This is a genomic window from Limnobaculum allomyrinae (genome assembly GCF_016649425.1).
Lineage (GTDB): Bacteria > Pseudomonadota > Gammaproteobacteria > Enterobacterales > Enterobacteriaceae > Limnobaculum > Limnobaculum allomyrinae.
The window spans coordinates 55,582-78,888 of the sequence record NZ_JADRCR010000011.1 but is presented as its reverse complement, the minus strand read 5'-3'; the positions used below and the strand labels follow the sequence as shown (position 1 = coordinate 78,888).

The window sequence follows — 23,307 nt, the reverse complement described above, 5'->3', positions numbered from 1 at the left end:
AGCGCAACATAACAATCAGGAATGGAGAATAATAATGGCTAACTATTTCAATACATTAAACTTACGCCAGCAGTTGGCCCAATTAGGTCAGTGCCGTTTTATGGGGCGTGATGAGTTTGCTGATGAATCCGGTTTTCTGAAGGGTAAAAAAATCGTTATTGTCGGATGTGGTGCTCAGGGTCTTAACCAGGGTCTGAATATGCGTGATTCTGGTCTGGATATTGCTTATGCGCTACGTAAAGAAGCGATTGATGAGAAACGTGCATCATGGCGTAAAGCGACAGAGAATGGTTTTAAAGTAGGTACCTATGAAGAATTGATTCCTCAGGCAGATTTAGTGGTTAACCTGACGCCAGACAAGCAGCACTCAGCCGTCGTTCAGGCAGTTCAGCCGCTGATGAAAAAAGGTGCGGCGTTAGGTTATTCTCATGGTTTCAATATTGTTGAGGTTGGCGAAACTATTCGTCCTGATATCACCGTGGTGATGGTTGCGCCGAAGTGCCCGGGAACGGAAGTTCGTGAAGAGTATAAGCGCGGTTTTGGTGTACCAACGCTGATTGCTGTTCACCCGGAAAACGATCCTAAAGGTGAAGGTATGGCGATTGCTAAAGCATGGGCGGCGGCAACCGGTGGTCATCGTGCAGGCGTTCTGCAGTCTTCTTTTGTTGCTGAAGTTAAGTCTGACCTGATGGGTGAGCAAACTATCCTGTGCGGGATGTTACAGGCTGGTTCAATTCTATGTTTTGACAAGCTGGTGGCTGATGGTGCCAGCCCGGCATATGCTGAGAAATTAGTACAGTACGGTTGGGAAACGACCACCGAAGCATTGAAACAAGGCGGCATTACATTGATGATGGATCGCCTGTCTAATTCGGCAAAACTGCGTGCTTTTGCATTGTCTGAACAGTTAAAAGCGTTGATGGCTCCATTGTTCCAAAAGCATATGGATGACATTATCTCTGGTGCGTTCTCTGAAGGCATGATGGCTGACTGGGCAAATAACGATGCTAAATTATTAGGCTGGCGCGAAGAGACAGGTCGTACCGCTTTCGAGAATGCACCTCAGCAGGAAGGCAAAATTAGTGAACAGGAATACTTTGATCACGGCGTGTTGATGATTGCAATGGTTAAAGCCGGAGTTGAGCTGGCATTCGAAACCATGGTAGTTTCCGGCATTATCGAAGAGTCTGCTTACTATGAGTCTCTGCACGAGTTACCGCTCATTGCTAACACCATTGCTCGTAAGCGCCTGTATGAAATGAATGTGGTTATTTCTGATACTGCTGAATATGGCAACTATCTGTTCTCTAATGCCGCCGTACCGTTACTGCGTGAAAAATTCATGGGTTCATTGCAGGCTGGTGACTTAGGTAAATCTGTTGCAGCAGCAGAAATTGATAATGCTCAGCTGCGTGACGTTAACGAAGCTATCCGCAATCATCCAATTGAAGTGATTGGTAAGAAATTGCGTGGCTATATGACGGATATGAAGCGTATTGCTGTTGCCGGATAATTCAGATTAATGAATACAGAAACCAGAGAATTCTTCTCTGGTTTTTTTCGGAAAAATTTTACCCAATTGAATTATAAGCCTTTATTTATAATCAATCTTTTCGAAATATTTACAGTTGAATGATTATTACTTATGTAATGGTTTCAGATATAATTCGGGCGTTCGATTTTTTTAGTTTATTTATTTTTCAAGGAAAGAAATTGTGGAATGGTTCAAAAAATGTTTGTTAGAGAAATACGCTGATTTTTCTGGCCGTTGCTATTCGTCGTTTACACGATCTGGATAAAAGCGGTTGGTGGTATTTAATTGCTTTCATTCCGTTTGGCTCTATCGTTTTGCTGGTGTTCTTCTGTCTGGAAGGAACGCCAGGTGCTAACCAATTTGGGCCAGCATCAAAATAATTTCTAATGATTATCCAGGTATAAGCCCGTATAGATTGCGGGCTTTTTTGTTTCTGTTATTCATCAACCCTTCATTGTGTATAGGGGAATCAGATTTTTGCTATAATCCTTTCCCCTTGGTCTTCTGAGTAAGTAATTTCGTTATGCGCATGAATCCCCGCCAACAGCAGGCAGTTGAATTTGTTACCGGCCCTTGCCTGGTGCTGGCTGGCGCTGGTTCGGGTAAAACACGGGTAATTATTAATAAAATTGCCTATTTGATTCGTGAGTGTGGTTATCAGGCTCGCCATATTGCGGCAGTAACCTTTACCAATAAAGCGGCCAGAGAGATGAAAGAACGTCTGGCACAAACGCTGGGGCGTAAAGAGGCCAGAGGAATTGTTATCTCAACGTTCCATACTCTTGGGCTGGAAATTATCAAGCGTGAACATGTCGCATTGAATATGAAGTCCAACTTTTCGCTGTTTGACGATCAGGATCAGATGGCATTATTGAAAGAGTTGACGGAGAAGTGGCTGGAGAATGACAAAGTATTAATTTCTCAGTTGATATCAGCCATATCTAACTGGAAGAACGATTTGATTGGCCCGGCGGGAGCCGCGGCAGCGGCAAAATCCGAGCGTGATAAACTGTTTGCTCACTGTTATGACCTGTATGATAAACAGCTCAAATCCTGCAGTATTCTCGACTTCGATGACCTGATTCTATTACCTACTTTGCTGTTACAGCGAAATGAGGAAGTCAGAGAGCGTTGGCAAAATCGCCTGCGTTATCTGCTGGTGGATGAATATCAGGATACCAATACCAGCCAGTACGAACTGGTTAAGCTATTAGTGGGCAATCGTGCTCGTTTTACGGTGGTGGGAGATGACGATCAGTCAATCTACTCATGGCGGGGGGCTCGCCCGCAAAATTTAGTGTTATTGAGTCAGGACTTTCCTGCTTTACAGGTGATTAAGCTGGAGCAAAATTACCGTTCGTCCGGACGAATACTTAAAGCCGCTAATATTTTGATTGCCAACAACTCGCACGTATTTGAGAAACGGCTGTTTTCAGAGTTGGGATATGGTGAAGAACTGAAGGTAGTCACGGCTAATAATGAAGACAATGAAGCCGAGCGGGTTGTGGGTGAATTGATTGCCCATCACTTTATCAATAAAACCGATTATAAAGATTACGCCATTCTGTATCGGGGAAATCATCAGTCACGTATTTTTGAAAAAATGCTGATGCAAAACCGTATTCCTTATCGGATTTCTGGTGGAACGTCTTTCTTTTCCCGGCCAGAAATTAAAGACTTGATGGCCTATTTACGAGTACTGACCAATCCGGATGATGACAGCGCATTTTTACGAATAGTGAATACTCCACGTCGAGAAATTGGCCCGGCAACGCTGGAGAAATTGGGAACATGGGCAAATCAGAGAAGTGTTAGCTTATACCGGGCCAGTTTTGACGTTGGGCTGGAGCAATATCTCACCGGGCGTGGGCTTGAGTCGCTACAGCGTTTTACTCGCTGGTTATCTTCTGTTGCCGAAACCTCTGAAAGAGAACCCGTTGCTGCCGTCAGGGATCTGATTCACGGTATGGATTATGAAAGCTGGCTGTATGAAACGTCTCCCAGTGTGAAAGCGGCTGAGATGCGTATGAAAAACGTCAATCAACTGTTTGGCTGGATGACTGAAATGTTAGAAGGCTCCGATCTGGATGAGCCTATGACGCTGACTCAAGTCGTTACTCGCTTTACGCTGCGTGACATGATGGAACGTGGTGAAAATGAAGAAGATTTCGATCAGGTTCAACTGATGACATTGCATGCCTCCAAAGGCCTTGAGTTTCCTTATGTCTATTTGGTAGGGATGGAAGAGGGACTTCTTCCTCATCAAAGCAGCATTGATGAAGATAATGTTGATGAAGAACGCCGCCTGGCATATGTAGGTATTACCAGGGCTCAGAAGGAGCTAACGTTCACACTATGCCGTGAGCGTCGTCAGTTTGGTGAATTGGTGCGTCCGGAGCCAAGCCGATTCTTATTGGAGCTGCCTCAGGATGATTTGCGCTGGGAAAGCGCCCGTAAGGTTGTGTCTGCCGAAGAGAGAATGGAAAAAGGCAAAGGGCATCTGGCTAATATTCGTGAACAGCTGGCAAAAAGTAGAAATAATGCATCCTAGAAAATGAAAAAACCGGAGAGATCCGGTTTTTTCATCATACCTACCTGCCAAGAGGTAGGTATTTTCCCCGTTATAGTCTGTTGTAGTCGCCAACCAGACTATTGTACTCTTTGATCAGCTTTCCGACTGAACCGTTTACCATCCATTCGCCAGAGGTACCCAGATTCATTTTTTCACCAGTGGAGTAGGGTTCTTTATCTCTTACGCGACGAATACGTTCTTTGGCTGCTTTAGCGTAGCTATCCGCTTGGCGTAATAATGACTCATAACTCATGTAGGACATGTTATTAGCCTTTTTCTGCTCTTCAATAAGAGGGCGAGCGTTCTCAATTTTGCTTTGCAGTTCTGAAACCAGAGCGAGTGGCTTTTCTGTTTCAAATGACTCTTCTTCAATCATGCCGTTGATGGTTTGCGCATCCAACATAATACCAAGACTATAATAATTCAGTGACTTACCCTCTTCTTTCTCCATTTTATCCAGACGGGCTTGTTGACGCTCGTTATTAATTTTACTGATGGATTGGGAGAACGCTTTCGAGGCAGGTTCAAAAGCTTTATAGGCGGCAACTAGCTTAGAATTATGTTCTTTGCCTTTGGCAAAATTATCGTCTTTGTAGTCTTCCTGATCGTAGTAACGATTCAATTCGTTAATTTCTGCACTTACTGTTTCAGCTGCAGCAAGATAGTTGGCAGCAATCTCATCCATCGGCTTGAGTTCAGGTTTAATTGCAAGGGCTGCGGTAATATTGTTTTTGCAGGAATTCGTACTGTTTTGATGAATCTCATAAAGTCCATAAACCACACTTTCTTTGCCTGTTGGGCCTTTTTCGAAATTTTTCACCCAGCTGGTATAGCGGCTAATACTATCGTGAATAGAACCATCCAATGCGTTATAGCACTCAATGTAAGCATTCATTTTTTCTTGCAGTACTTCTTCTGCGTCTTGTGTCTCTTCTGCTTTGGCATCTGCCGTTGATTTTTCAGCTTCTACTTTTTCAGCATCTGCTTTTTTAACCGCTGATTGAGTATTTTGGACTGTTGTTGGTGCACTGGCAGCTGGTTCTTCCTTTTTTTATCACAGGCTGATAATGCCAATATAATGGAAAGCGCGATCGCTCCTTTTTTCCATATGATAGCGTTATTTTTAAAATCCATTTTTATACCTTTATCCTTTATTGAGAGTACTAAATTTAACTGTATCAAAAGTGTGGATGGTGAAAATACTCTTTCGGCTGACTATTTTCAATATATTGCAGGTTTTAATGAGATTGATATTTCTTTTTATTTGTAACTATTTGTAGCAGTACTGGGGTAAAAAGAAGTTTTTACCATAAATAAAGACGTTAATAGGTAGTCGTAATCTATAAAATAATAGAAAGAATAATACGATAAGACGTTTTAAATACAGCCTGTTAAGGAAGGTTGCCCGTGTTGAGCAAGCAATTGATGTTTTGACGACGCTAAATGTATTACACAATCAGTTCAAAATTTAATGGTGATAGTAACTTATTGAATATTCATTTTAGACCTTATGGACTAATCTATTTTAATAGTATTCCACCATTAATTATTACATTAAATCATTAATCTTATGAATTTGAAGTACATATTCATTATATGAATGAAAGATCGTTTTTTATTAATTAAAGAAGCAGGTGGATTAATTTTTCGCTATTTTTATTCAAGTTGTTTTATAACAGAGTGAATGAATATTATACCGTTTATACGTTTGATGGAGAGATTTTGCTGGTGAAGTTCACTAAACTTTATCTATCCAGATCGTTACGAGGGTAATTAGATAAAAAAGAAATAGCCTATTATGACTTGATGCAGAAGAGAAAATTCAGTCGTTAAACTGTCATGATGGTCAGTGGAAGATGGCTATATGTTTGCCAGCGGCTTTCTTGTTGTAACGTTTCGGTCAGCAAGGGATACAACGCAAGCCATTCTTTTTTAATTTCAAGATTGAGATGTTCTCCCTGACCGGTAAGCGTGATATCCGGAATGCGATCAGGATGCCGTGAGCGACATAATAGAATGGCAATACGCAGTAAACGTACCAGCCTTTGTGCCTGCTGTAGTGATAATGCATTCTGTTCTGCCAGCACTGGCTGATTTATGATATCAGTTTGATTTATCAGTAAGGCAGCCAGTAATTTCCTTTGTGCAGGGGTAAAGCCTGGCATTTCAGTATGATTCAGCAAGTAAGCGGCATGCTGGGGTGATTGTTTGAAGTCGATACTTAACCCAATTTCATATATCTGGCTGGCCCAATGAAGAAGCTCTGCCATGCTATCATTGATATCCCAACTGTCTTTTAGCTGGTGGTAAAAGTGATCAATTAACTGGCTAACTCTGTCGGCCTGTTGCCGATCGATAGCATACTGGTATTGCATCATCTGAATGGTCGTTTGTCGGATATCTTTTTCTACCGGTTGGTTTAACATGCTGTATATCAGGCCTTCACGCAGTGCACCACCGGCCAAATTCATGCTGTTTACACCCAGGGTTTCAAAAATAGCGATCAGAATAGAGAGCCCGCTGGGGAAAACCAGTGCCCTTTCTAAAGTCAGGCCAGCAATTTCCAGCTCTTCCAGTTTGCCGCATTGAATCGCGCGTTCTTTTAATTGCTGTAATTTATCCAGCGTAATTTGCTCATCCATGCCTTGCGCTACCATGATTTCCTGTAGTGCTTGTACCGTACCTGATGCGCCGACACAAATTTTCCAGCCCTGATATTTCAACTTATCGGCAATAGGTACCAGAAGATGATGAGCGGCAAGTTCTGCCTGTTGAAAATTGTCGGTACTTAATGTTCGATCGCTGAAATAATGTTCCAGCCAGGTCACACAACCCATTGGTAAGCTCACCAATTGAGAAATGTTATCTGCGGTTCCGGTAATCAGCTCAGTGCTACCGCCGCCAATATCTACCACCAGTCGGGATTGTGCTCCTCCAGTGGTATGAGCAACGCCCTGATAAATTAATCGGGCTTCTTCTTCGCCACTGATGATCTTAACCGGATAGCCTAAAATTGTTTCGGCCGTAGTAATAAACGTATTGGAGTTTTTGGCTGCCCGTAGCGCTGCGGTGGCAACAATACAAATATGGGATGGAGGAATACCATAAAGGCGCTCAGCGAACAGACGTAAGCATTGCCAGCCGCGTTGCATCGCCTCTTCTGATAAACAATTATCATCGCCAAGTCCGGCAGCTAACCGGACTTTTCGCTTGATACGGTCAATAATCTGGATACGACCAGCAATTTCCCGGATAACCAGCATATGGAAGCTATTCGAACCAAGATCGATGGCGGCATAGAGAGGCAATTCATCTTCTTGTCTGTTCATAGCGTTCAATAAGTTATCCGTACTGGCAGCATCAATATTAACCCGGGCGTTTTCTGTTACGCGGAGGCCCATTCCGGCGAGGCCCGCTACTGCGTCTTGGGTTGCCGGTATTACGCGGACGTGAAAGACGCTTTGGTGCAGGAAGGTCAGTCAGTAATGCTTCTGAATTATAGCGACTGACAGGAATTGAGTGACCAATATATTGCTCAATAGCCGGCAGATTTAATGCATATTGCTCACAGGCCAGAGTGATGGAATGCCCACTGGCACCCGCTCGCCCGGTACGGCCAATGCGATGCACATAGTCTTCACAGTCATCCGGAAGGTCATAGTTAAATACATGGGTAACTTCAGGAATATGTAAACCACGGGCCGCAACATCCGTTGCTACCAGGATATCCAGATTACCTTTGGTGAAATCATCCAGAATATGTAAGCGTTTTTTCTGTGCTACATCACCGGTTAATAAACCAACGCGATGCCCGTCAGCGGCTAAATATCCCCAGATCTCTTCACAGGCATGTTTAGTGTTAGCAAAAATAATGCAGCGTTCAGGCCATTCTTCTTCCAGAAGCGTCTGAAGTAAGCGCATTTTGTCTTCGTTAGAAGGGTAGAACAATTCTTCCTGAATTCGGTGGCCGGTTTTTTGGGTGGGTTCCACTTCAACATATTGAGGATTATTCATATGTTCAAATGCCAGTTCACGGACGCGGAAAGAAAGCGTTGCTGAAAATAGCATGCTTAAGCGTTGAGTTGCCGGTGGCATACGACGGAAAATCCAGCGGATATCTTTGATAAAACCCAGATCAAACATGCGGTCAGCTTCATCCAGAACAACAACCTGGATAGCACCTAAATCAATATGGTTTTGCTTAGCGTAATCAATAAGGCGACCAGTAGTACCAATCAGAATATCAACGCCGGCTTCCAATACTTTTAACTGCTTATCATAGCCATCGCCACCGTAGGCTAGCCCAATTTTCAGGCCAGTTTCCTGAGCCAGTGCTTCCGCATCGTTATGAATTTGGACTGCAAGTTCACGGGTTGGAGCCATAATTAGTGCACGAGGTTGATTGATTTTGCGATTGCTATCAGCCTCATGGGCGAGTAAATAATTAAAGGTAGATGCCAGAAAAGCCAGTGTTTTTCCGGTACCCGTTTGTGCCTGTCCTGCAACATCATGCCCTGCAACCGTATAAGGAAGCGCCAGTGCTTGTATTGGCGTACAGTAATGAAAGCCTTTGTTTTCAAGCGCCTTGATTACCGAAGGGTGTAGTGCGAAGTCGGCAAACTTCTGTTCTGTTAAGTGTGTTTTGCTCATAGTGGTGTAGAATATCAGCTAACCTTGTATTCACGAAAGTATTGCTTTACGAATGCGTATCCGTTGAAATAAAGTCAACATATATTCAACGTTTCTTTGGTTAATATAACACCAATGAAACATATCTAATCCTGTGGAGTCAAACATGAGCGAAAAAATTATTCACTTAACCGATAGCAGCTTTGAAAATGATGTATTGAAAGCTGATGGTCCTGTACTGGTGGATTTTTGGGCCGAGTGGTGTGGTCCATGCAAAATGATTGCCCCGATTCTGGATGAAGTGGCGGCTGAGTATGAAGGTAAGCTAACGGTTGCTAAATTGAATATCGATCAAAACCCGGCAACTGCGCCTCAGTATGGTATTCGCGGTATTCCAACCCTGTTGCTGTTTAAAGATGGTGCCGTTGCTGCAACTAAAGTTGGCGCGCTGTCAAAATCGCAATTAAAAGAGTTTTTGGATGCCAGTATTTAATTGATATTACGCTAATTTTTTCGGCATATTTGTTCTTGTTTATCCATTATCTTTATGGGTAAACAAGACTTCTTAGCTATCAGATTAAAAAAAATAGTGCTCTCAACGAACATTTTTACTGGAAAAACAGCCTGCAGGTGCTAATTTATTGGCTGAGCCGTAGACTCTGGTAATAAAGCGTGCTACCTTTAATCACGCTTCATGCAATCTTATCTATATACGTAATACGTACTCGTTTTAAAATCGTAGCTTAAAGTTCTTAGAGCAGTTTAATCATGAGCATCGACTGTGAATGCTATGATTTTAAAACAGGTTTAGAATGTATATCCGGGCATTATTTCTGAGTTTCTGATATGTGGTCAGGCATCGTCATACTACTTTTCTGATATAAAATAATGAACAGATATTCTAATAATACAGGCGCGGCGTATACCGCCAGCTATTCACGAAGACTTTTCGAGACAGACCCCGAGTTAAAGAACCCACCATTATGAATCTTACCGAACTAAAAAATACGCCGGTCTCTGAGTTGATTACTCTCGGCGAAAATATGGGACTGGAAAACCTGGCCCGTATGCGCAAACAAGATATTATCTTTTCGATTCTTAAACAGCATGCGAAAAGTGGAGAGGATATTTTTGGCGATGGCGTGCTGGAAATATTGCAGGATGGATTTGGTTTCCTCCGCTCAGCAGACAGCTCCTACCTCGCAGGTCCTGATGATATCTATGTCTCCCCTAGTCAAATTCGCCGTTTTAACTTACGTACTGGTGACACCATTTCAGGCAAAATTCGTCCGCCAAAAGAGGGCGAACGTTATTTTGCATTACTGAAAGTTAACGAAGTTAACTACGATAAGCCAGAAAACGCGCGCAATAAGATTCTGTTTGAAAACTTAACGCCATTACATGCCAATTCTCGTCTGCGGATGGAACGTGGTAATGGTTCTACTGAAGATTTAACCGCTCGCGTTCTGGACCTTGCTTCTCCAATTGGTCGCGGTCAGCGTGGCTTGATTGTTGCACCACCAAAAGCGGGTAAAACAATGCTGCTGCAAAACATTGCACAGAGCATTGCTTACAACCATCCTGACTGTGTGCTAATGGTTTTACTGATTGACGAACGTCCGGAAGAAGTTACCGAGATGCAACGTCTGGTAAAAGGTGAAGTCGTAGCTTCAACCTTTGATGAACCAGCTTCCCGCCATGTTCAGGTTGCTGAAATGGTTATTGAAAAGGCTAAACGTCTGGTTGAACATAAAAAAGACGTTATCATTCTGCTCGATTCTATCACCCGTTTAGCGCGTGCATATAACACGGTTGTACCGGCTTCAGGTAAAGTCTTGACTGGTGGTGTGGATGCGAATGCTCTGCATCGCCCTAAACGTTTCTTTGGTGCAGCGCGTAATGTGGAAGAAGGCGGTAGTTTGACCATTATTGCTACAGCACTGGTGGATACCGGCTCTAAAATGGATGAAGTGATCTACGAAGAGTTTAAAGGTACGGGTAATATGGAATTGCACCTGTCTCGCAAGATTGCTGAAAAGCGTGTGTTCCCGGCTATTGATTACAACCGTTCTGGTACCCGTAAAGAAGAGTTACTGACAACGTCAGAAGAATTACAAAAAATGTGGATCCTGCGCAGAATTATCCATCCTATGGGAGAGATTGATGCAATGGAATTCCTCATCAATAAGTTAGCGATGACGAAAACTAATGATGAATTCTTTGATATGATGAAGCGTTCATAATAATCAGTTAAATAGTTATGAGTATTAGAGTAATATTCTGATACTCATAACCTTTATCGAGAGCCGTTAATCGTGAATTTACTCAGTATGAGTGGCGATCTTGCTATCGTCTTTTTGTTTTCTCTGGCTTTTCTATTTGTTGCTCGCAAAATAGCCAAAATTATTGGCTTAGTAGATAAACCAAATTATCGGAAACGCCACCAGGGAGTTATTCCATTAGTTGGTGGTATTTCTGTTTATGCCGGGATTTGCCTGTATCTCTTTCTTAATTGGAATGAGATTGAGCAACCCGGCATTTATCTTATCTGTGCCGGAATTTTAGTTTTAGTTGGTGCTGTTGACGATCGCTTTGATATTAGCGTTAAGTTCAGAGCATCAGTACAGGCATTGGTTGCTATCGCGATGATGGTTTTTGCTGGTCTGTACCTTCATAGTCTTGGATTTATTTTAGGTCCATGGGAGCTGGTACTCGGCCCGGTAGGTTATGTGGTGACGCTGTTTGCCGTGTGGGCTGCAATTAATGCTTTCAATATGGTTGATGGTATTGATGGCCTGCTTGGTGGATTAGGATGTGTCACTTTTGGCGCATTAGGTATTTTACTGGTTATTGATGGACAAGCATTTTTAGGTTATTGGTGCTTTGCTATCATCGCCGCGATTATCCCTTATCTATTACTCAATTTGGGTGCATTTGGTAAGCGTTATAAAGTATTTATGGGTGATGCAGGTAGTACACTAATTGGTTTTACCGTTATCTGGATTTTACTGCAAAGTACTCAGGGCGTCGGCCACCCAATGAATCCTGTGACAGCGCTGTGGGTTATTGCTATCCCTTTAATTGATATGATTGCCATTATGTACCGTCGGTTACGTAAGGGCATGAGTCCATTTGCTGCCGATCGACAACATATCCACCATCTTATTATGCGCGCCGGTTTCACCTCCCGTCAGGCATTTGTGCTGATTACGCTGGCGGCTGCGCTGTTAGCAGCCATTGGTGTTGTCGGAGAACACATCTTTTTTATCTCTGAATGGATGATGTTGGTACTATTCTTGCTTGTATTTGTACTGTATGGCTTTTGTATTAAGCATGCCTGGCGCGTGGCCCGTTTTATTAAACGCACAAAGCGCCGTATGCGTCGAACTCATGAAAATCAGCGAATTTCTTAACCAGAGGCTTTTGTCTTAGACATGAAATCAGAGATCCAGTCAGTTGATAATGAATTAGATATTCGTAGTCTGTGTTATTCATTATGGTATGGCAAAATATGGATTGTTGGCATTGCCATTATTTTTGCAGCTATTGCTTTAGGCTACTCTTATGTAGTCAAACAGGAGTGGAGTACAACTGCAATTACTGATAAACCGACAGTCAGTATGTTGGGCGGTTATTATTCGCAAGAGCAGTTTTTGCGAGGGCTTACCCGAACCAGTAGCAATAACACAGCAGTGGCAGAAACACCGATTACGGAAGATGTTTATAGCGAGTTTATCATGCAGCTCTCTTCCTATGATGCTCGCCGTGATTTCTGGCTACAGTCTGATTATTATAAGCAGCGTCAATCAGGTGATGTGCGTGCAGATGCAGTAGTTCTGGATGAGTTAATTAATAATATTGTTTTTACGCCTAAAGACGATAAAAAAGGTGTAAATGACAGTGTTAAGTTAACCGCTGAAACACCAAGCGATGCAAACCAGCTATTGCGCCAGTATATTAATTTTGCTAATCAACGTGCGGTAGCAAGTTTAAATGCAGAATTACAAGGTACCTGGTCAGTACGTCAAACGTCTCTGGCTCGTCAGGTTCAGCGTCAGGAAAAAATGGCGAATGCAGTATACCAGCGAGAATTAAAACGTTTGCAGCAGGCATTGACCATAGCTCAGCAACAGAATATCACTCGTTCTCAAACGGATGTTCCAGCCGATCAATTACCTAACTCCGAATTGTTTTTATTAGGTAAGCCGATGCTGCAGGCTCGATATGAAGCATTACAGGCGAATGGACCTGATTTTGAAAATGATTATGACCACGATCGCGCGGTACTGTCTTCTCTGAATGATGGTGCAAAACTGGATAATCAGTTTAAAGCATACCGTTATTTACGTACTCCTGAAGATCCAATTACCCGAGACAAACCTCGTCGCGTATTCCTGCTGATTATGTGGGGTGGGATAGGTGCACTGGTCGGTGCCGGAGTAGCGCTGACCCGCAGACGTAAAAAAGAATTTTGATTAAGAATAGGTGCCCCAGGGCACCCGGATGGCATATCTGCCGTGATAACTGACTTAAAGAGATAGCTCTGTGAAAGTGTTAACTGTTTTTGGCACGCGACCTGAAGCGATTAAAATGGCTCCTCTGGTGCATGCACTGGCCGATGATGACTATTTTGAGTCGAAAGTTTGTGTAACGGCTCAGCATCGGGAGATGCTGGATCAGGTACTTAAGCTATTTGACATAAAACCTGATTACGATCTGGATATTATGCGTCCGGGGCAAGGTTTGACGGAAATTACCTGTCGTATACTTGAAGGGTTAAAACCGGTTCTGGAAGAGTTTAAACCGGATGTGGTTTTGGTTCATGGTGATACCACTACGACTCTTGCCACCAGTTTGGCTGCTTTTTATCAGCGTATTCCTGTTGGACATGTTGAGGCAGGGTTGCGTACCGGCGATCTGTATTCTCCATGGCCAGAAGAAGGAAATCGGAAATTGACGGGCCATCTGGCCATGTATCATTTCTCTCCGACAGAAACCTCAAAACAAAACTTATTAACGGAAGCTATACCTGACAGCCGTATTTTTGTTACAGGCAATACGGTAATTGATGCTTTATTTTGGGTGCGCAATCGTATTCATAATGATGTTCAATTAAAACAGGAGATGGAACAACGTTACTCCTTCCTGCAGCAAGATAAGAAAATCATTTTAGTCACTGGTCATCGTCGGGAAAGTTTTGGTGATGGCTTTGAGCGGATTTGTAGTGCACTGGCAGACATCGCCCGTACCCATCCGGATGTACAGGTAGTTTATCCGGTACATCTTAATCCGAATGTCAGAGAGCCAGTTAAGCGCATCCTGAGCCACATTGATAATGTGATCTTGATTGAACCTCAAGATTATTTGCCATTTGTTTATTTAATGGATCACGCTTACTTAATTTTGACTGACTCTGGTGGTATTCAGGAAGAGGCTCCTTCTTTAGGCAAGCCGGTTCTGGTTATGCGTAAAACGACAGAGCGTCCGGAAGCGGTTTCGGCAGGTACAGTTAGATTAGTTGGTACAAATATTGCATTGATTTTAGAAGAAGTGAGTCGGTTATTAACGGATGAAAATGAATATCATTTAATGAGCCGGGCACATAATCCTTATGGTGATGGGAAAGCCTGTCAGCGTATTCTCGATGCTTTAAAAAATAATCAGGTGAAGCTATGAGTTTTGAAACAATTTCAGTAATCGGTCTTGGCTATATTGGTTTGCCTACAGCAGCAGCTTTTGCGTCGCGCAAAAAAAAGGTTATTGGCGTAGATATTAATCAGCATGCGGTAGATACCATTAACCGCGGAGCGATTCATATTGTTGAACCTGATTTAGATAAAGTGGTTAAAGAGGCCGTTGAAGCAGGTTGCTTACAGGCGGTGACTAAACCGTTGGCTGCAGATGCATTTTTGATTGCTGTACCAACACCTTTTAAAGGCGATCATGAGCCGGATATGGTGTATGTAGAAGCAGCAGCTAAATCTATTGCACCGGTTCTGAAAAAAGGCGACCTGGTTATTCTGGAGTCAACTTCACCGGTTGGCGCTACTGAACAGATGGCTGGTTGGCTGGCGGCGGCTCGCCCGGATCTGACTTTTCCTCAGCAGGCAGGTGAGCAGGCTGATATTAATATCGCTTATTGCCCTGAGCGAGTATTACCAGGGAAAGTGATGGTAGAACTGATTCAAAACGACCGTGTAGTGGGTGGTATGACCCCTCGCTGCTCGGATCTCGCCAGTGAGTTATATAAAATCTTCCTGAAAGGCGAGTGTGTTATTACCAATTCACGCACTGCTGAGATGTGTAAGTTAACTGAGAACAGCTTTCGCGATGTCAATATCGCCTTTGCTAATGAGCTGTCACTGATTTGTGACCATCAGGGGATTAACGTATGGGAGCTGATTCGTCTGGCTAACCGTCATCCCCGGGTTAATATTTTGCAACCAGGTCCTGGTGTCGGTGGCCACTGTATTGCTGTCGATCCATGGTTTATCGTGGCGCAAAATCCTCAGGATGCACGTTTGATTCGTATTGCTCGTGAAGTGAATGATGGCAAACCTTACTGGGTATTGGATAAAGTGAAGTCTGCGGTAGCTGATTGCCTGACTGCTACCGGTAAGCGTGCCGCAGAGATTAAAATTGCTTGTTTTGGTCTGGCATTTAAACCAGATATTGACGATTTGAGAGAAAGCCCGGCGCTGGAAATTACTCACATGATTGCTGACTGGCATGCCGGAACAACATTGGCCGTTGAGCCAAATGTTCATGAATTACCAAAGGTACTGGCTGAAAAAGCCCGTTTAACGGAGACTGCGCAAGCACTGGTTGAAGCTGATGTTTTGGTAATGCTGGTTGACCATCGTCAGTTTAAGGAAATTCGCCCGGAACAAGTTAAGCAACAGTGGATTATCGACACTAAAGGGGTATGGCGTTGAGAAAGATTTTAGTCACTGGCGGAGCCGGTTTCATTGGTTCTGCGGTAGTGAGACATATTATTCAGGATACCAAAGATAGTGTATTGGTGGTTGATAAGCTGACTTATGCCGGAAATCTGGATTCATTGGCGGAAGTGTCTGACAATGAACGCTACTCTTTTGAACAAGTTGATATTTGTGACCGCTCCGCATTAGATCGGGTGTTTGCACAATATCAACCAGATTTAGTGATGCACCTGGCTGCTGAAAGCCATGTTGATCGTTCTATTGATGGCCCGGCAGCCTTTATTGAAACCAATATTGTTGGAACCTATACGCTGCTGGAAGCCGCTCGTCACTATTGGATGGGGCTGGATACGGCGTTGAAGCAGTTATTTCGCTTTCATCATATCTCTACTGATGAAGTGTATGGTGATTTGCATGGGACTACGGACTTGTTTACTGAAACAACACCTTATGCTCCAAGTAGCCCTTACTCAGCGTCTAAAGCATCCAGTGACCATTTAGTCAGAGCCTGGCTGCGTACCTATGGTTTTCCAACCATTGTGACAAATTGCTCTAATAACTATGGGCCATATCATTTTCCTGAGAAGTTAATTCCGCTGATCATTTTGAATGCATTAGAAGGAAAAGCATTACCGGTTTATGGTAATGGGGCCCAGGTCAGGGACTGGTTATTTGTTGAGGATCATGCCAGGGCTTTATATAAAGTCGTCACTGAAGGTGTTATTGGTGAAACCTATAATATTGGCGGTCATAATGAACGCAAAAATATTGAAGTTGTGCGCACTATCTGCCAGCTACTGGAAGAATTAGCCCCATCAAAACCCGAAGGTGTAGCTAAATATGAGGATCTGATTACCTATGTAACGGATCGTCCAGGTCATGATATGCGCTATGCCATTGATGCCGGAAAAATTGAACGTGAACTGAACTGGAAGCCACAAGAAACCTTTGAGTCAGGTATTCGTAAGACGGTTTCCTGGTATCTGACAAATCAAGCGTGGTGGCAGCGCGTTCAGGATGGAAGCTATGCCAGAGAACGTATTGGTTTGAAATCGTAGTTCTGCTGACAAAATAACCTGGGGTTCTAAACAAGAGCCCCGATCATTAGATTCTGTTTAAGTGATATCCCCGGCCTCCTTTTAATGCAAGCGCCAGGGAAATGGTGAAGCCAATGAAAGGTATTATTCTTGCGGGTGGCTCTGGTACCCGACTGTATCCAATTACGCGCGGTGTATCAAAACAGCTGCTCCCTATTTATGATAAACCAATGATTTATTATCCGCTTTCCGTGCTGATGCTGGCCGGAATTCAGGATATTTTGATTATCTCTACTCCGGAAGATCTACCGTCATTTCAACGTTTATTAGGCTCTGGTGAAGAGTTTGGTATTAAGCTCAGCTATGCAGCTCAGCCTAGTCCGGACGGATTAGCGCAGGCATTTCTGATTGGCGAAGAGTTTATTAATGGTGACTCCTGCTGCTTGGTTCTGGGTGATAACATCTTTTTTGGTCAAAGCTTCAGCTCAAAATTGCGTGGTGTTGTTGCCCGCGATAAGGGAGCAAGCGTTTTTGGTTATCAGGTAATGGATCCTGAACGTTTTGGTGTTGTTGAGTTTGATGACAATTTCCGGGCACTGTCTATTGAAGAAAAACCCCTTAAGCCTAAGTCAAATTGGGCTGTAACTGGGCTTTATTTCTACGATAATCAAGTAGTGGAATTAGCTAAACAGGTTAAACCTTCTCCACGTGGTGAACTGGAAATTACCAGTATTAATCAAATGTATCTTGAGCAAGGTACGTTGAATGTTGAACTGCTTGGTAGAGGTTTTGCCTGGTTAGATACAGGTACTCACGATAGTTTGATTGAAGCCAGTACTTTTGTACAAACGGTGGAGAAACGGCAAGGGTTTAAAGTTGCCTGTCTGGAAGAGATTGCCTGGCGCAATGGCTGGTTAGATGATGCGAGCGTATTAAAAACCGCACAGCTTCTGGCCAAAACAGGTTATGGGAAATATTTGCAGGACTTACTCAATGTCCGTCCACGCCAATATTGAGCCTCTTGAGTGGGAGAGTGAATTCTTTTCTCTCTCCACGGCTAAGCTGAATTTTAATCAATCGGTAGCTACGTCATTAGATGTGCAAGCGTTGTCTGGTTTCCAATTAGTTCAGGCAAAGGTACCCGCATCGCGTGGTGATTGGATAGATACTTTAAGTTCATTGAGTTTTCAACTGGTTGAAGGCGAAGTGGATTTTATTGTATCGCTTGATGCAGTAATTGATCGTTCACCGAGTTTAATGTTTTCCTGCCGGTTAGCGACAGAGCAGGATATACCGGCATTACGAACAGTAGCATCAGATGCATTCCGCCTGAGTAGGTTTCGTGCCCCATGGTATCAGGATAGTGATAGCGGTCGTTTCTATGCGTTATGGGTTGAAAAAGCCGTATTAGGAACTTTTGACCATAGCTGTTTGATACTCGAGGATAAAGACGGTAATCCCCAAGGCTTTGTGACGTTACGTGATATTGGCGATAGTCAGGGACGTGTTGGGCTATTAGCTGTTTGGCCTGATTGCGGCAATAAAGGCGTTGGCCTTGAGCTGATGAAGGTAGCGAAAAGTTGGTGTGTGGCACGAAAATTGAATCACCTCTGTGTTGCCACTCAGATGGGAAATCTTGCGGCTTTGCGTCTTTATATTCGTAGCGGTGCTTCCATCAATAGCACAGCATATTGGTTATACAGATAACTATTTACAGATGTCTATTTAACAAATTACTCAGGTGAAAAAATGATTCCTTTTAACGCTCCACCCGTTGTTGGTACCGAACTTGAATATATGAAAGCCGCAATGGGTAGCGGTAAGTTATGTGGTGATGGTGGTTTTACTCGTCGCTGTCAGCAATGGATGGAACAGCACTTTGGTAGCCATAAAGTATTGCTGACGCCATCCTGCACGGCTTCACTGGAGATGGCTGCGTTATTACTGGATATTAAACCGGGTGATGAAGTTATCATGCCAAGTTTTACCTTTGTTTCAACGGCTAACGCTTTTGTATTGCGTGGTGCTAAAGTGGTCTTTGTAGATGTCCGCCCGGATACTATGAATATTGATGAAACTAAAATTGAAGCAGCGATTACTGAAAATACCCGAGCGATTGTTCCGGTTCACTATGCTGGTGTGGCGTGTGAAATGGACACCATTATGGCGTTGGCGAAAAAGCATAAGTTGTATGTGGTAGAAGATGCAGCACAGGGAGTGATGTCCACCTATAAGGGCAAAGCATTAGGTACCATTGGTCATATTGGCTGTTTCAGCTTTCACGAAACGAAAAACTATACGGCAGGTGGTGAAGGTGGAGCAACGTTAATTAACGATCCTACACTTATTGAACGCGCTGAAATTATTCGTGAGAAAGGGACTAACCGTAGTCAATTCTTCCGTGGTCAGGTAGATAAATATACCTGGCGTGATATTGGTTCCAGCTATTTGATGGCTGACTTGCAGGCAGCATACCTGTGGGGGCAGCTTGAAGCTGCAGAACAAATTAATCAGCGTCGTCTGCAACTATGGCATAACTATTATGATGCATTTAAAGCTTTGGCTGCACAGGGAAGAGTTGAACTGCCAACGATTCCAGCAAACTGCCAGCAAAATGCGCATATGTTCTATATTAAGCTGAACGATGTAGAGGATCGCACTCGCTTTATCAGCTATCTGAAAGAAGCGGAGATTATGGCGGTATTCCACTATATTCCTCTGCATGCTTGTCCTGCCGGCGAAAAGTATGGTGAATTCCACGGCGAAGATCGCTATACCACGAAAGAGAGCGACCGTCTGGTTCGTTTGCCATTATTCTTTAACATGACAGACATTACTCAACGTACGGTAATTAATACCATTCTGAGTTATTTCGCCTGATATGTCTTTGGTTAAAGCATCAATTTGGACCGCCGCCTCCACGCTGATTAAAATCGGCGTGGGGTTATTGATCGTTAAATTGTTGGCCGTCTCTTTTGGCCCCAGTGGTGTCGGGCAGGCAGGTAATTTTCGTCAATTAATTACTGTCTTGGGTGTGCTATCAGGAGCCGGGATATTTAATGGTATTACGCGCTACGTTGCTCAATACCAGCAAGAACCGGAACAGTTGCGTAAAGCACTGGGAACATCCGCCAGTATTGTGTTAGGTTTTTCTACTCTGCTGGCAGTTATATTTTTACTGTTTGCTGAGCCTATCAGCGTAGGGTTATTTGGCCATGCTGAGTATCAGAATGTAGTCAGATCGGTTGCATTCATTCAGATGGGAATTGCTTACGCTAACTTTTTCCTCGCCGTTTTAAAAGGTTATCGTGATGCGGTAGGTAATGCACTCGGTGTTATTGGTGGCAGCCTGTTTGGCGTAGTTGGATACCTGGTTTGTTACTATCTGGGTGGTTATCAAGGCGCCTTAGCTGGTTTAGCGCTGGTTCCTGCACTGGTCGTTATTCCTGCTGGTTTTATTTTGTGGCGCAGAAAAACCGTTCCTGTTAGCTATTTAAAGCCAATGTGGGACAAAGCACTGGCCAGTAGTCTGGGCAAATTCACCATCATGGCATTGATTACTTCAGTGACGTTACCTGTTGCCTATGTGATGATGCGAAATTTGCTGGCAAAGCACTACAGCTGGGATGATGTTGGCATTTGGCAGGGCGTCAGCAGTATTTCCGATGCATATCTACAGTTTATTACCGCTTCGTTTACCGTTTATCTGCTACCCACCCTTTCTCGTCTGACTAATAAGTCTGACATTTCACGGGAAATTTTACGCTCGCTGCGCTTTGTTTTACCCGTTGTGGCTATCGTTAGCTTTAGCGTTTGGTTATTGCGTGATTTTGCCATTTGGTTGCTATTTTCCAGCCAGTTTGTCGCTATGCGCGATCTGTTTGCCTGGCAATTGGTGGGCGATGTTTTAAAAGTGGGTTCGTATGTTTTTGGCTATTTGGTGATTGCTAAGGCATCATTACGGTTTTATATCCTGACGGAAGTGAGTCAGTTTGCTTTACTAACCGGTTTTTCTCATTGGTTGATACCGCAAAATGGTGCCGTGGGTGCAGCCCAATCTTATATGGCTACCTATATTATCTATTTTGTACTTTGTAGCTGCGTTTTCTTTATTTATCGTAGACGATCATGACGACTTTGATTCATATATTGGGTTCTGATATACCCCACCATAATTTAACGGTGCTGCGTTTCTTTAACGATGTTTTATCAGCACAGGTACCCCATGAGTATGTTAAACATTTTATGGTTGCTGCAAAGGACACTTCGTCATTTGAGTCATTTAACCAGCTAAACATTGAAGGCTATGATGATAAAGCATCGCTGGCTCAGGCAGTGATTGTGCGGGCAAAAGTGGATACAGACGCACGCTTTTTATTTCATGGTCAGTTTAATGCCAAATTGTGGCTTGCTCTGCTATTCAATAAAATTAATCCTAAACGTGTTAGTTGGCACATTTGGGGAGCAGACTTGTATGAAGATTCCAGCAATTGGAAGTTTCGTCTGTTTTATCGGTTGCGCCGTGTCGCTCAGGGAAAGGTGGGGCATATTTTTGCCACTCGGGGTGATTTGAACTATTACCAACAACGCCATCCTGATACACCCTGTTCATTACTCTATTTTCCAACCCGAATGGATCCTGACTATCAACCAACACTAATTGATAAGAGCCACAAGAAGACGTTAACAATATTGGTGGGTAATTCCGGCGATCGTACTAATCGCCATATTGAAGTGTTACAGGAAATTCACCGTCAATTTGATAACGATCGGGTGAAAATTATTATTCCGCTGGGCTACCCGGCGAATAATCATAACTATATTTCAGAGATTAGCGTTAAAGCGGTGGAGTTGTTTCCTCAGGGGCAGGTAACATTGCTGACGGAGCAAATTCCTTTTGATGAATATTTATCGATTCTTTCTGGCTGTGATTTAGGCTATTTCATTTTTAATCGTCAGCAGGGAATCGGTACGCTTTGTTTGCTGATTCAAAGCGGAGTGCCTTTCGTTGTGAGCCGTAATAATCCGTTCTGGAATGACCTTCAGGAGCAGAAAATTCCATTTCTGTTTTATGGCGATAAGATAGATATGGAAAGTGTTCGGGATATTCAGGAAAAAATCGCTACACTGGATAAAAGCCATATCGCCTTTTTTAACCCTAACTATATTAGTGGGTGGAAGCAGGCACTGGTTGTGGCTGCCGGAGAGGTAAAATAATGGAACCTGCACAGTTTGGTGGTTTGTTTGTTGTTTACCTGATATCACTGATATTCATTCTGACCTTAACGTATAAAGAGTTTAGAAAAGTGCGTTTTAATTTTAACGTATTATTTTCACTGCTCTATTTATTAACGTTCTATTTTGGTTTTCCGTTAACCTGTTTGCTGGTTTTTCAATTTGATGTACAGGTAGTTGAAGTTGATTCATTACTTAATGCGTTACTTTCGGCGACCTGTTTTTATGCTATTTATTATGTTTGCTATAAAACCCGATTATTAAAACCGAGTGATAAGCCCCGTCCGGCACTATTTAATATGAATCGTGTCGAAACCAATCTAACCTGGATGCTGCTAGCTTTAGTAGCGATTATCACCGTTGGAATATTTTTCCTGCAAAATGGCTTTTTACTGTTTAAGTTAGAAAAATATAGCCAGATATTTTCCAGTGATGTTTCTGGCGTTGCGTTAAAACGCTTTTTCTATTTCTTTATTCCTGCCATGTTGGTTGTCTATTTTCTGAAAGAAAATACGCGCAGCTGGTTTTTGTTTTTGATAAGTACCGTTGCCTTTGGGATTCTGACCTATGTGGTTGTAGGCGGAACGCGGGCCAACATCCTGATTGCTTTCTCCCTGTTTCTGTTTATTGGCATTGCTCGTGGACACATCACTTTATGGATGTTGGTCATGGCGGGTGTTGCTGGCGTCGTAGGTATGTTCTGGCTGGCGTTAAAGCGTTATGGCATGAATGTATCTGGTGCAGAGGCCTTTTATACCTTCTTGTATCTCACTCGGGATACCTTCTCCCCATGGGAGAATCTGGCATTATTATTGCAAAATTACGACAAGATAGAGTTTCAGGGTTTAGCTCCCATTGTCCGTGATTTCTATGTATTTATTCCCGGTTGGCTATGGCCTGACAGGCCTAATTTGGTCGTGAACACTGCCAATTACTTTACCTGGGAAGTGCTGGATTATCATGCTGGTCTGGCGATATCACCAACCCTGATCGGTTCCTTGGTGGTGATGGGGGGGGTATGGTTTATCCCTCTGGGAGCGGTACTGGTTGGTTTGATTATTAAATGGTTTGACTGGGTGTATGAGAAGGGACGAACCGAAACCAATCGCTATAAAGGTGCGATTATGCAGGCATTCTGCTTTGGTGCGGTTTTTAACATCATCGTATTAGCCCGGGAAGGTTTAGATTCCTTTGTTTCCCGAGTTGTTTTCTTTGCTTTGATATTTGGATTATGTTTGATTATTGCGAAGCTGCTGTATTGGATTTTTGATGCCTGCGGCATGATACGCCAACGAGTCCGCCGTTCTCTGTCTTCCGGGCAGGTAAACATTGATAATGCGAAAGCAGGTTAGGAGAGTA

18 protein-coding genes and 1 pseudogene are annotated in these 23,307 nt (G+C 43.3%); 16 read left to right on the top strand and 3 right to left on the bottom strand.

Features of this window, described 5'->3' with window-relative positions; all coding sequences use genetic code 11:
- The first annotated feature begins 34 nt into the window (after nucleotides 1-34).
- The 3 genes and pseudogenes from ilvC to rep all read left to right on the top strand — a co-directional run bounded on the left by ilvC (nucleotide 35) and on the right by rep (nucleotide 4,085).
- Nucleotides 35-1,513 (top strand): ketol-acid reductoisomerase, encoded by a 1,479-nt coding sequence (gene ilvC, locus I2494_RS17705; RefSeq protein WP_218468397.1) that lies wholly within the window; start codon nucleotides 35-37, stop codon nucleotides 1,511-1,513.
- A 248-nt stretch (nucleotides 1,514-1,761) separates the two neighbouring features.
- A pseudogene (locus I2494_RS17700) lies at nucleotides 1,762-1,914 on the top strand (DUF805 domain-containing protein); the annotation flags it as partial.
- Nucleotides 1,915-2,057: 143 nt separating this feature from the next.
- Nucleotides 2,058-4,085, top strand: coding sequence for a DNA helicase Rep (gene rep / locus I2494_RS17695; RefSeq protein WP_218468396.1), 2,028 nt, complete (start codon nucleotides 2,058-2,060; stop codon nucleotides 4,083-4,085).
- A gap of 70 nt (nucleotides 4,086-4,155) precedes the next feature.
- On the opposite strand, the gene I2494_RS17690 is transcribed toward rep, so the two are convergent.
- The 3 genes from I2494_RS17690 to rhlB all read right to left on the bottom strand — a co-directional run bounded on the left by I2494_RS17690 (nucleotide 4,156) and on the right by rhlB (nucleotide 8,756).
- Entirely contained in the window at nucleotides 4,156-5,013 is an 858-nt protein-coding gene (locus I2494_RS17690; RefSeq protein ID WP_407657927.1) for a YiiG family protein, read from the bottom strand.
- Between the two features lie 922 nt (nucleotides 5,014-5,935).
- Nucleotides 5,936-7,435, bottom strand: a complete 1,500-nt coding sequence (gene gppA, locus I2494_RS17685) for a guanosine-5'-triphosphate,3'-diphosphate diphosphatase (RefSeq protein ID WP_218468406.1) — start codon at nucleotides 7,433-7,435, stop codon at nucleotides 5,936-5,938.
- Between the two features lie 37 nt (nucleotides 7,436-7,472).
- Complete coding sequence (gene rhlB, locus I2494_RS17680; RefSeq protein ID WP_218468394.1) at nucleotides 7,473-8,756, bottom strand: ATP-dependent RNA helicase RhlB; 1,284 nt, start codon at nucleotides 8,754-8,756, stop codon at nucleotides 7,473-7,475.
- Between the two features lie 145 nt (nucleotides 8,757-8,901).
- Between rhlB and trxA the strand changes: the two genes are divergently transcribed.
- From trxA to wzyE, 13 genes are all read left to right on the top strand, one after another.
- The gene (trxA, locus tag I2494_RS17675; protein ID WP_218468393.1) at nucleotides 8,902-9,228 is read left to right on the top strand and encodes a thioredoxin TrxA; all 327 of its coding nucleotides are present in this window, start codon (nucleotides 8,902-8,904) and stop codon (nucleotides 9,226-9,228) included.
- 490 nt (nucleotides 9,229-9,718) lie between these two features.
- Nucleotides 9,719-10,978 (top strand): transcription termination factor Rho, encoded by a 1,260-nt coding sequence (gene rho, locus I2494_RS17670; protein WP_047782390.1) that lies wholly within the window; start codon nucleotides 9,719-9,721, stop codon nucleotides 10,976-10,978.
- Between the two features lie 72 nt (nucleotides 10,979-11,050).
- A complete protein-coding gene (gene wecA, locus I2494_RS17665) occupies nucleotides 11,051-12,148 on the top strand; it encodes a UDP-N-acetylglucosamine--undecaprenyl-phosphate N-acetylglucosaminephosphotransferase (RefSeq protein WP_218468392.1) in 1,098 nt (365 codons plus the stop codon).
- Between the two features lie 21 nt (nucleotides 12,149-12,169).
- A complete protein-coding gene (gene wzzE, locus I2494_RS17660; RefSeq protein ID WP_218468391.1) occupies nucleotides 12,170-13,210 on the top strand; it encodes an ECA polysaccharide chain length modulation protein in 1,041 nt (346 codons plus the stop codon).
- Between the two features lie 70 nt (nucleotides 13,211-13,280).
- Nucleotides 13,281-14,411 carry a non-hydrolyzing UDP-N-acetylglucosamine 2-epimerase gene (gene wecB / locus I2494_RS17655; protein ID WP_218468390.1) on the top strand — a complete coding sequence of 377 codons (1,131 nt, stop codon included), beginning with the start codon at nucleotides 13,281-13,283 and terminating at the stop codon, nucleotides 14,409-14,411.
- On the top strand, nucleotides 14,408-15,670 hold the full coding sequence (wecC, locus tag I2494_RS17650) for a UDP-N-acetyl-D-mannosamine dehydrogenase (RefSeq protein WP_218468389.1): 1,263 nt from the start codon (nucleotides 14,408-14,410) through the stop codon (nucleotides 15,668-15,670). Before wecB ends, wecC begins: the two co-directional genes overlap by 4 nt.
- Nucleotides 15,661-16,734, top strand: coding sequence for a dTDP-glucose 4,6-dehydratase (rffG, locus tag I2494_RS17645; protein ID WP_218468388.1), 1,074 nt, complete (start codon nucleotides 15,661-15,663; stop codon nucleotides 16,732-16,734). The genes wecC and rffG overlap by 10 nt, the downstream gene beginning before the upstream one ends.
- 113 nt (nucleotides 16,735-16,847) lie before the next feature.
- Nucleotides 16,848-17,729, top strand: coding sequence for a glucose-1-phosphate thymidylyltransferase RfbA (rfbA, locus tag I2494_RS17640; RefSeq protein WP_218468387.1), 882 nt, complete (start codon nucleotides 16,848-16,850; stop codon nucleotides 17,727-17,729).
- Nucleotides 17,707-18,420, top strand: coding sequence for a dTDP-4-amino-4,6-dideoxy-D-galactose acyltransferase (rffC, locus tag I2494_RS17635; protein WP_218468386.1), 714 nt, complete (start codon nucleotides 17,707-17,709; stop codon nucleotides 18,418-18,420). The genes rfbA and rffC overlap by 23 nt, the downstream gene beginning before the upstream one ends.
- Before the next feature lie 42 nt (nucleotides 18,421-18,462).
- A complete protein-coding gene (gene rffA / locus I2494_RS17630; protein ID WP_218468385.1) occupies nucleotides 18,463-19,593 on the top strand; it encodes a dTDP-4-amino-4,6-dideoxygalactose transaminase in 1,131 nt (376 codons plus the stop codon).
- A gap of 1 nt (nucleotide 19,594) precedes the next feature.
- Complete coding sequence (wzxE, locus tag I2494_RS17625; RefSeq protein WP_218468384.1) at nucleotides 19,595-20,845, top strand: lipid III flippase WzxE; 1,251 nt, start codon at nucleotides 19,595-19,597, stop codon at nucleotides 20,843-20,845.
- The gene (locus tag I2494_RS17620; protein WP_218468383.1) at nucleotides 20,842-21,930 is read left to right on the top strand and encodes a TDP-N-acetylfucosamine:lipid II N-acetylfucosaminyltransferase; all 1,089 of its coding nucleotides are present in this window, start codon (nucleotides 20,842-20,844) and stop codon (nucleotides 21,928-21,930) included. Before wzxE ends, I2494_RS17620 begins: the two co-directional genes overlap by 4 nt.
- Entirely contained in the window at nucleotides 21,930-23,300 is a 1,371-nt protein-coding gene (gene wzyE / locus I2494_RS17615) for an ECA oligosaccharide polymerase (RefSeq protein WP_218468382.1), read from the top strand. The genes I2494_RS17620 and wzyE overlap by 1 nt, the downstream gene beginning before the upstream one ends.
- Nucleotides 23,301-23,307 lie beyond the last annotated feature (7 nt).

Bases quoted from the DNA above. Each gene is read 5' to 3' on its own strand.
- ilvC (WP_218468397.1), top strand. From the start codon at position 35: ATGGCTAACTATTTCAATACATTAAACTTACGCCAGCAGTTGGCCCAA.
- rep (WP_218468396.1), top strand. From the start codon at position 2,058: ATGCGCATGAATCCCCGCCAACAGCAGGCAGTTGAATTTGTTACCGGC.
- gppA (WP_218468406.1), bottom strand. From the start codon at position 7,435: ATGAACAGACAAGAAGATGAATTGCCTCTCTATGCCGCCATCGATCTT.
- rhlB (WP_218468394.1), bottom strand. From the start codon at position 8,756: ATGAGCAAAACACACTTAACAGAACAGAAGTTTGCCGACTTCGCACTA.
- trxA (WP_218468393.1), top strand. From the start codon at position 8,902: ATGAGCGAAAAAATTATTCACTTAACCGATAGCAGCTTTGAAAATGAT.
- rho (WP_047782390.1), top strand. From the start codon at position 9,719: ATGAATCTTACCGAACTAAAAAATACGCCGGTCTCTGAGTTGATTACT.
- wzzE (WP_218468391.1), top strand. From the start codon at position 12,170: ATGAAATCAGAGATCCAGTCAGTTGATAATGAATTAGATATTCGTAGT.
- wecC (WP_218468389.1), top strand. From the start codon at position 14,408: ATGAGTTTTGAAACAATTTCAGTAATCGGTCTTGGCTATATTGGTTTG.
- rffG (WP_218468388.1), top strand. From the start codon at position 15,661: ATGGCGTTGAGAAAGATTTTAGTCACTGGCGGAGCCGGTTTCATTGGT.
- rfbA (WP_218468387.1), top strand. From the start codon at position 16,848: ATGAAAGGTATTATTCTTGCGGGTGGCTCTGGTACCCGACTGTATCCA.
- rffC (WP_218468386.1), top strand. From the start codon at position 17,707: ATGTCCGTCCACGCCAATATTGAGCCTCTTGAGTGGGAGAGTGAATTC.
- rffA (WP_218468385.1), top strand. From the start codon at position 18,463: ATGATTCCTTTTAACGCTCCACCCGTTGTTGGTACCGAACTTGAATAT.
- wzxE (WP_218468384.1), top strand. From the start codon at position 19,595: ATGTCTTTGGTTAAAGCATCAATTTGGACCGCCGCCTCCACGCTGATT.
- I2494_RS17620 (WP_218468383.1), top strand. From the start codon at position 20,842: ATGACGACTTTGATTCATATATTGGGTTCTGATATACCCCACCATAAT.
- wzyE (WP_218468382.1), top strand. From the start codon at position 21,930: ATGGAACCTGCACAGTTTGGTGGTTTGTTTGTTGTTTACCTGATATCA.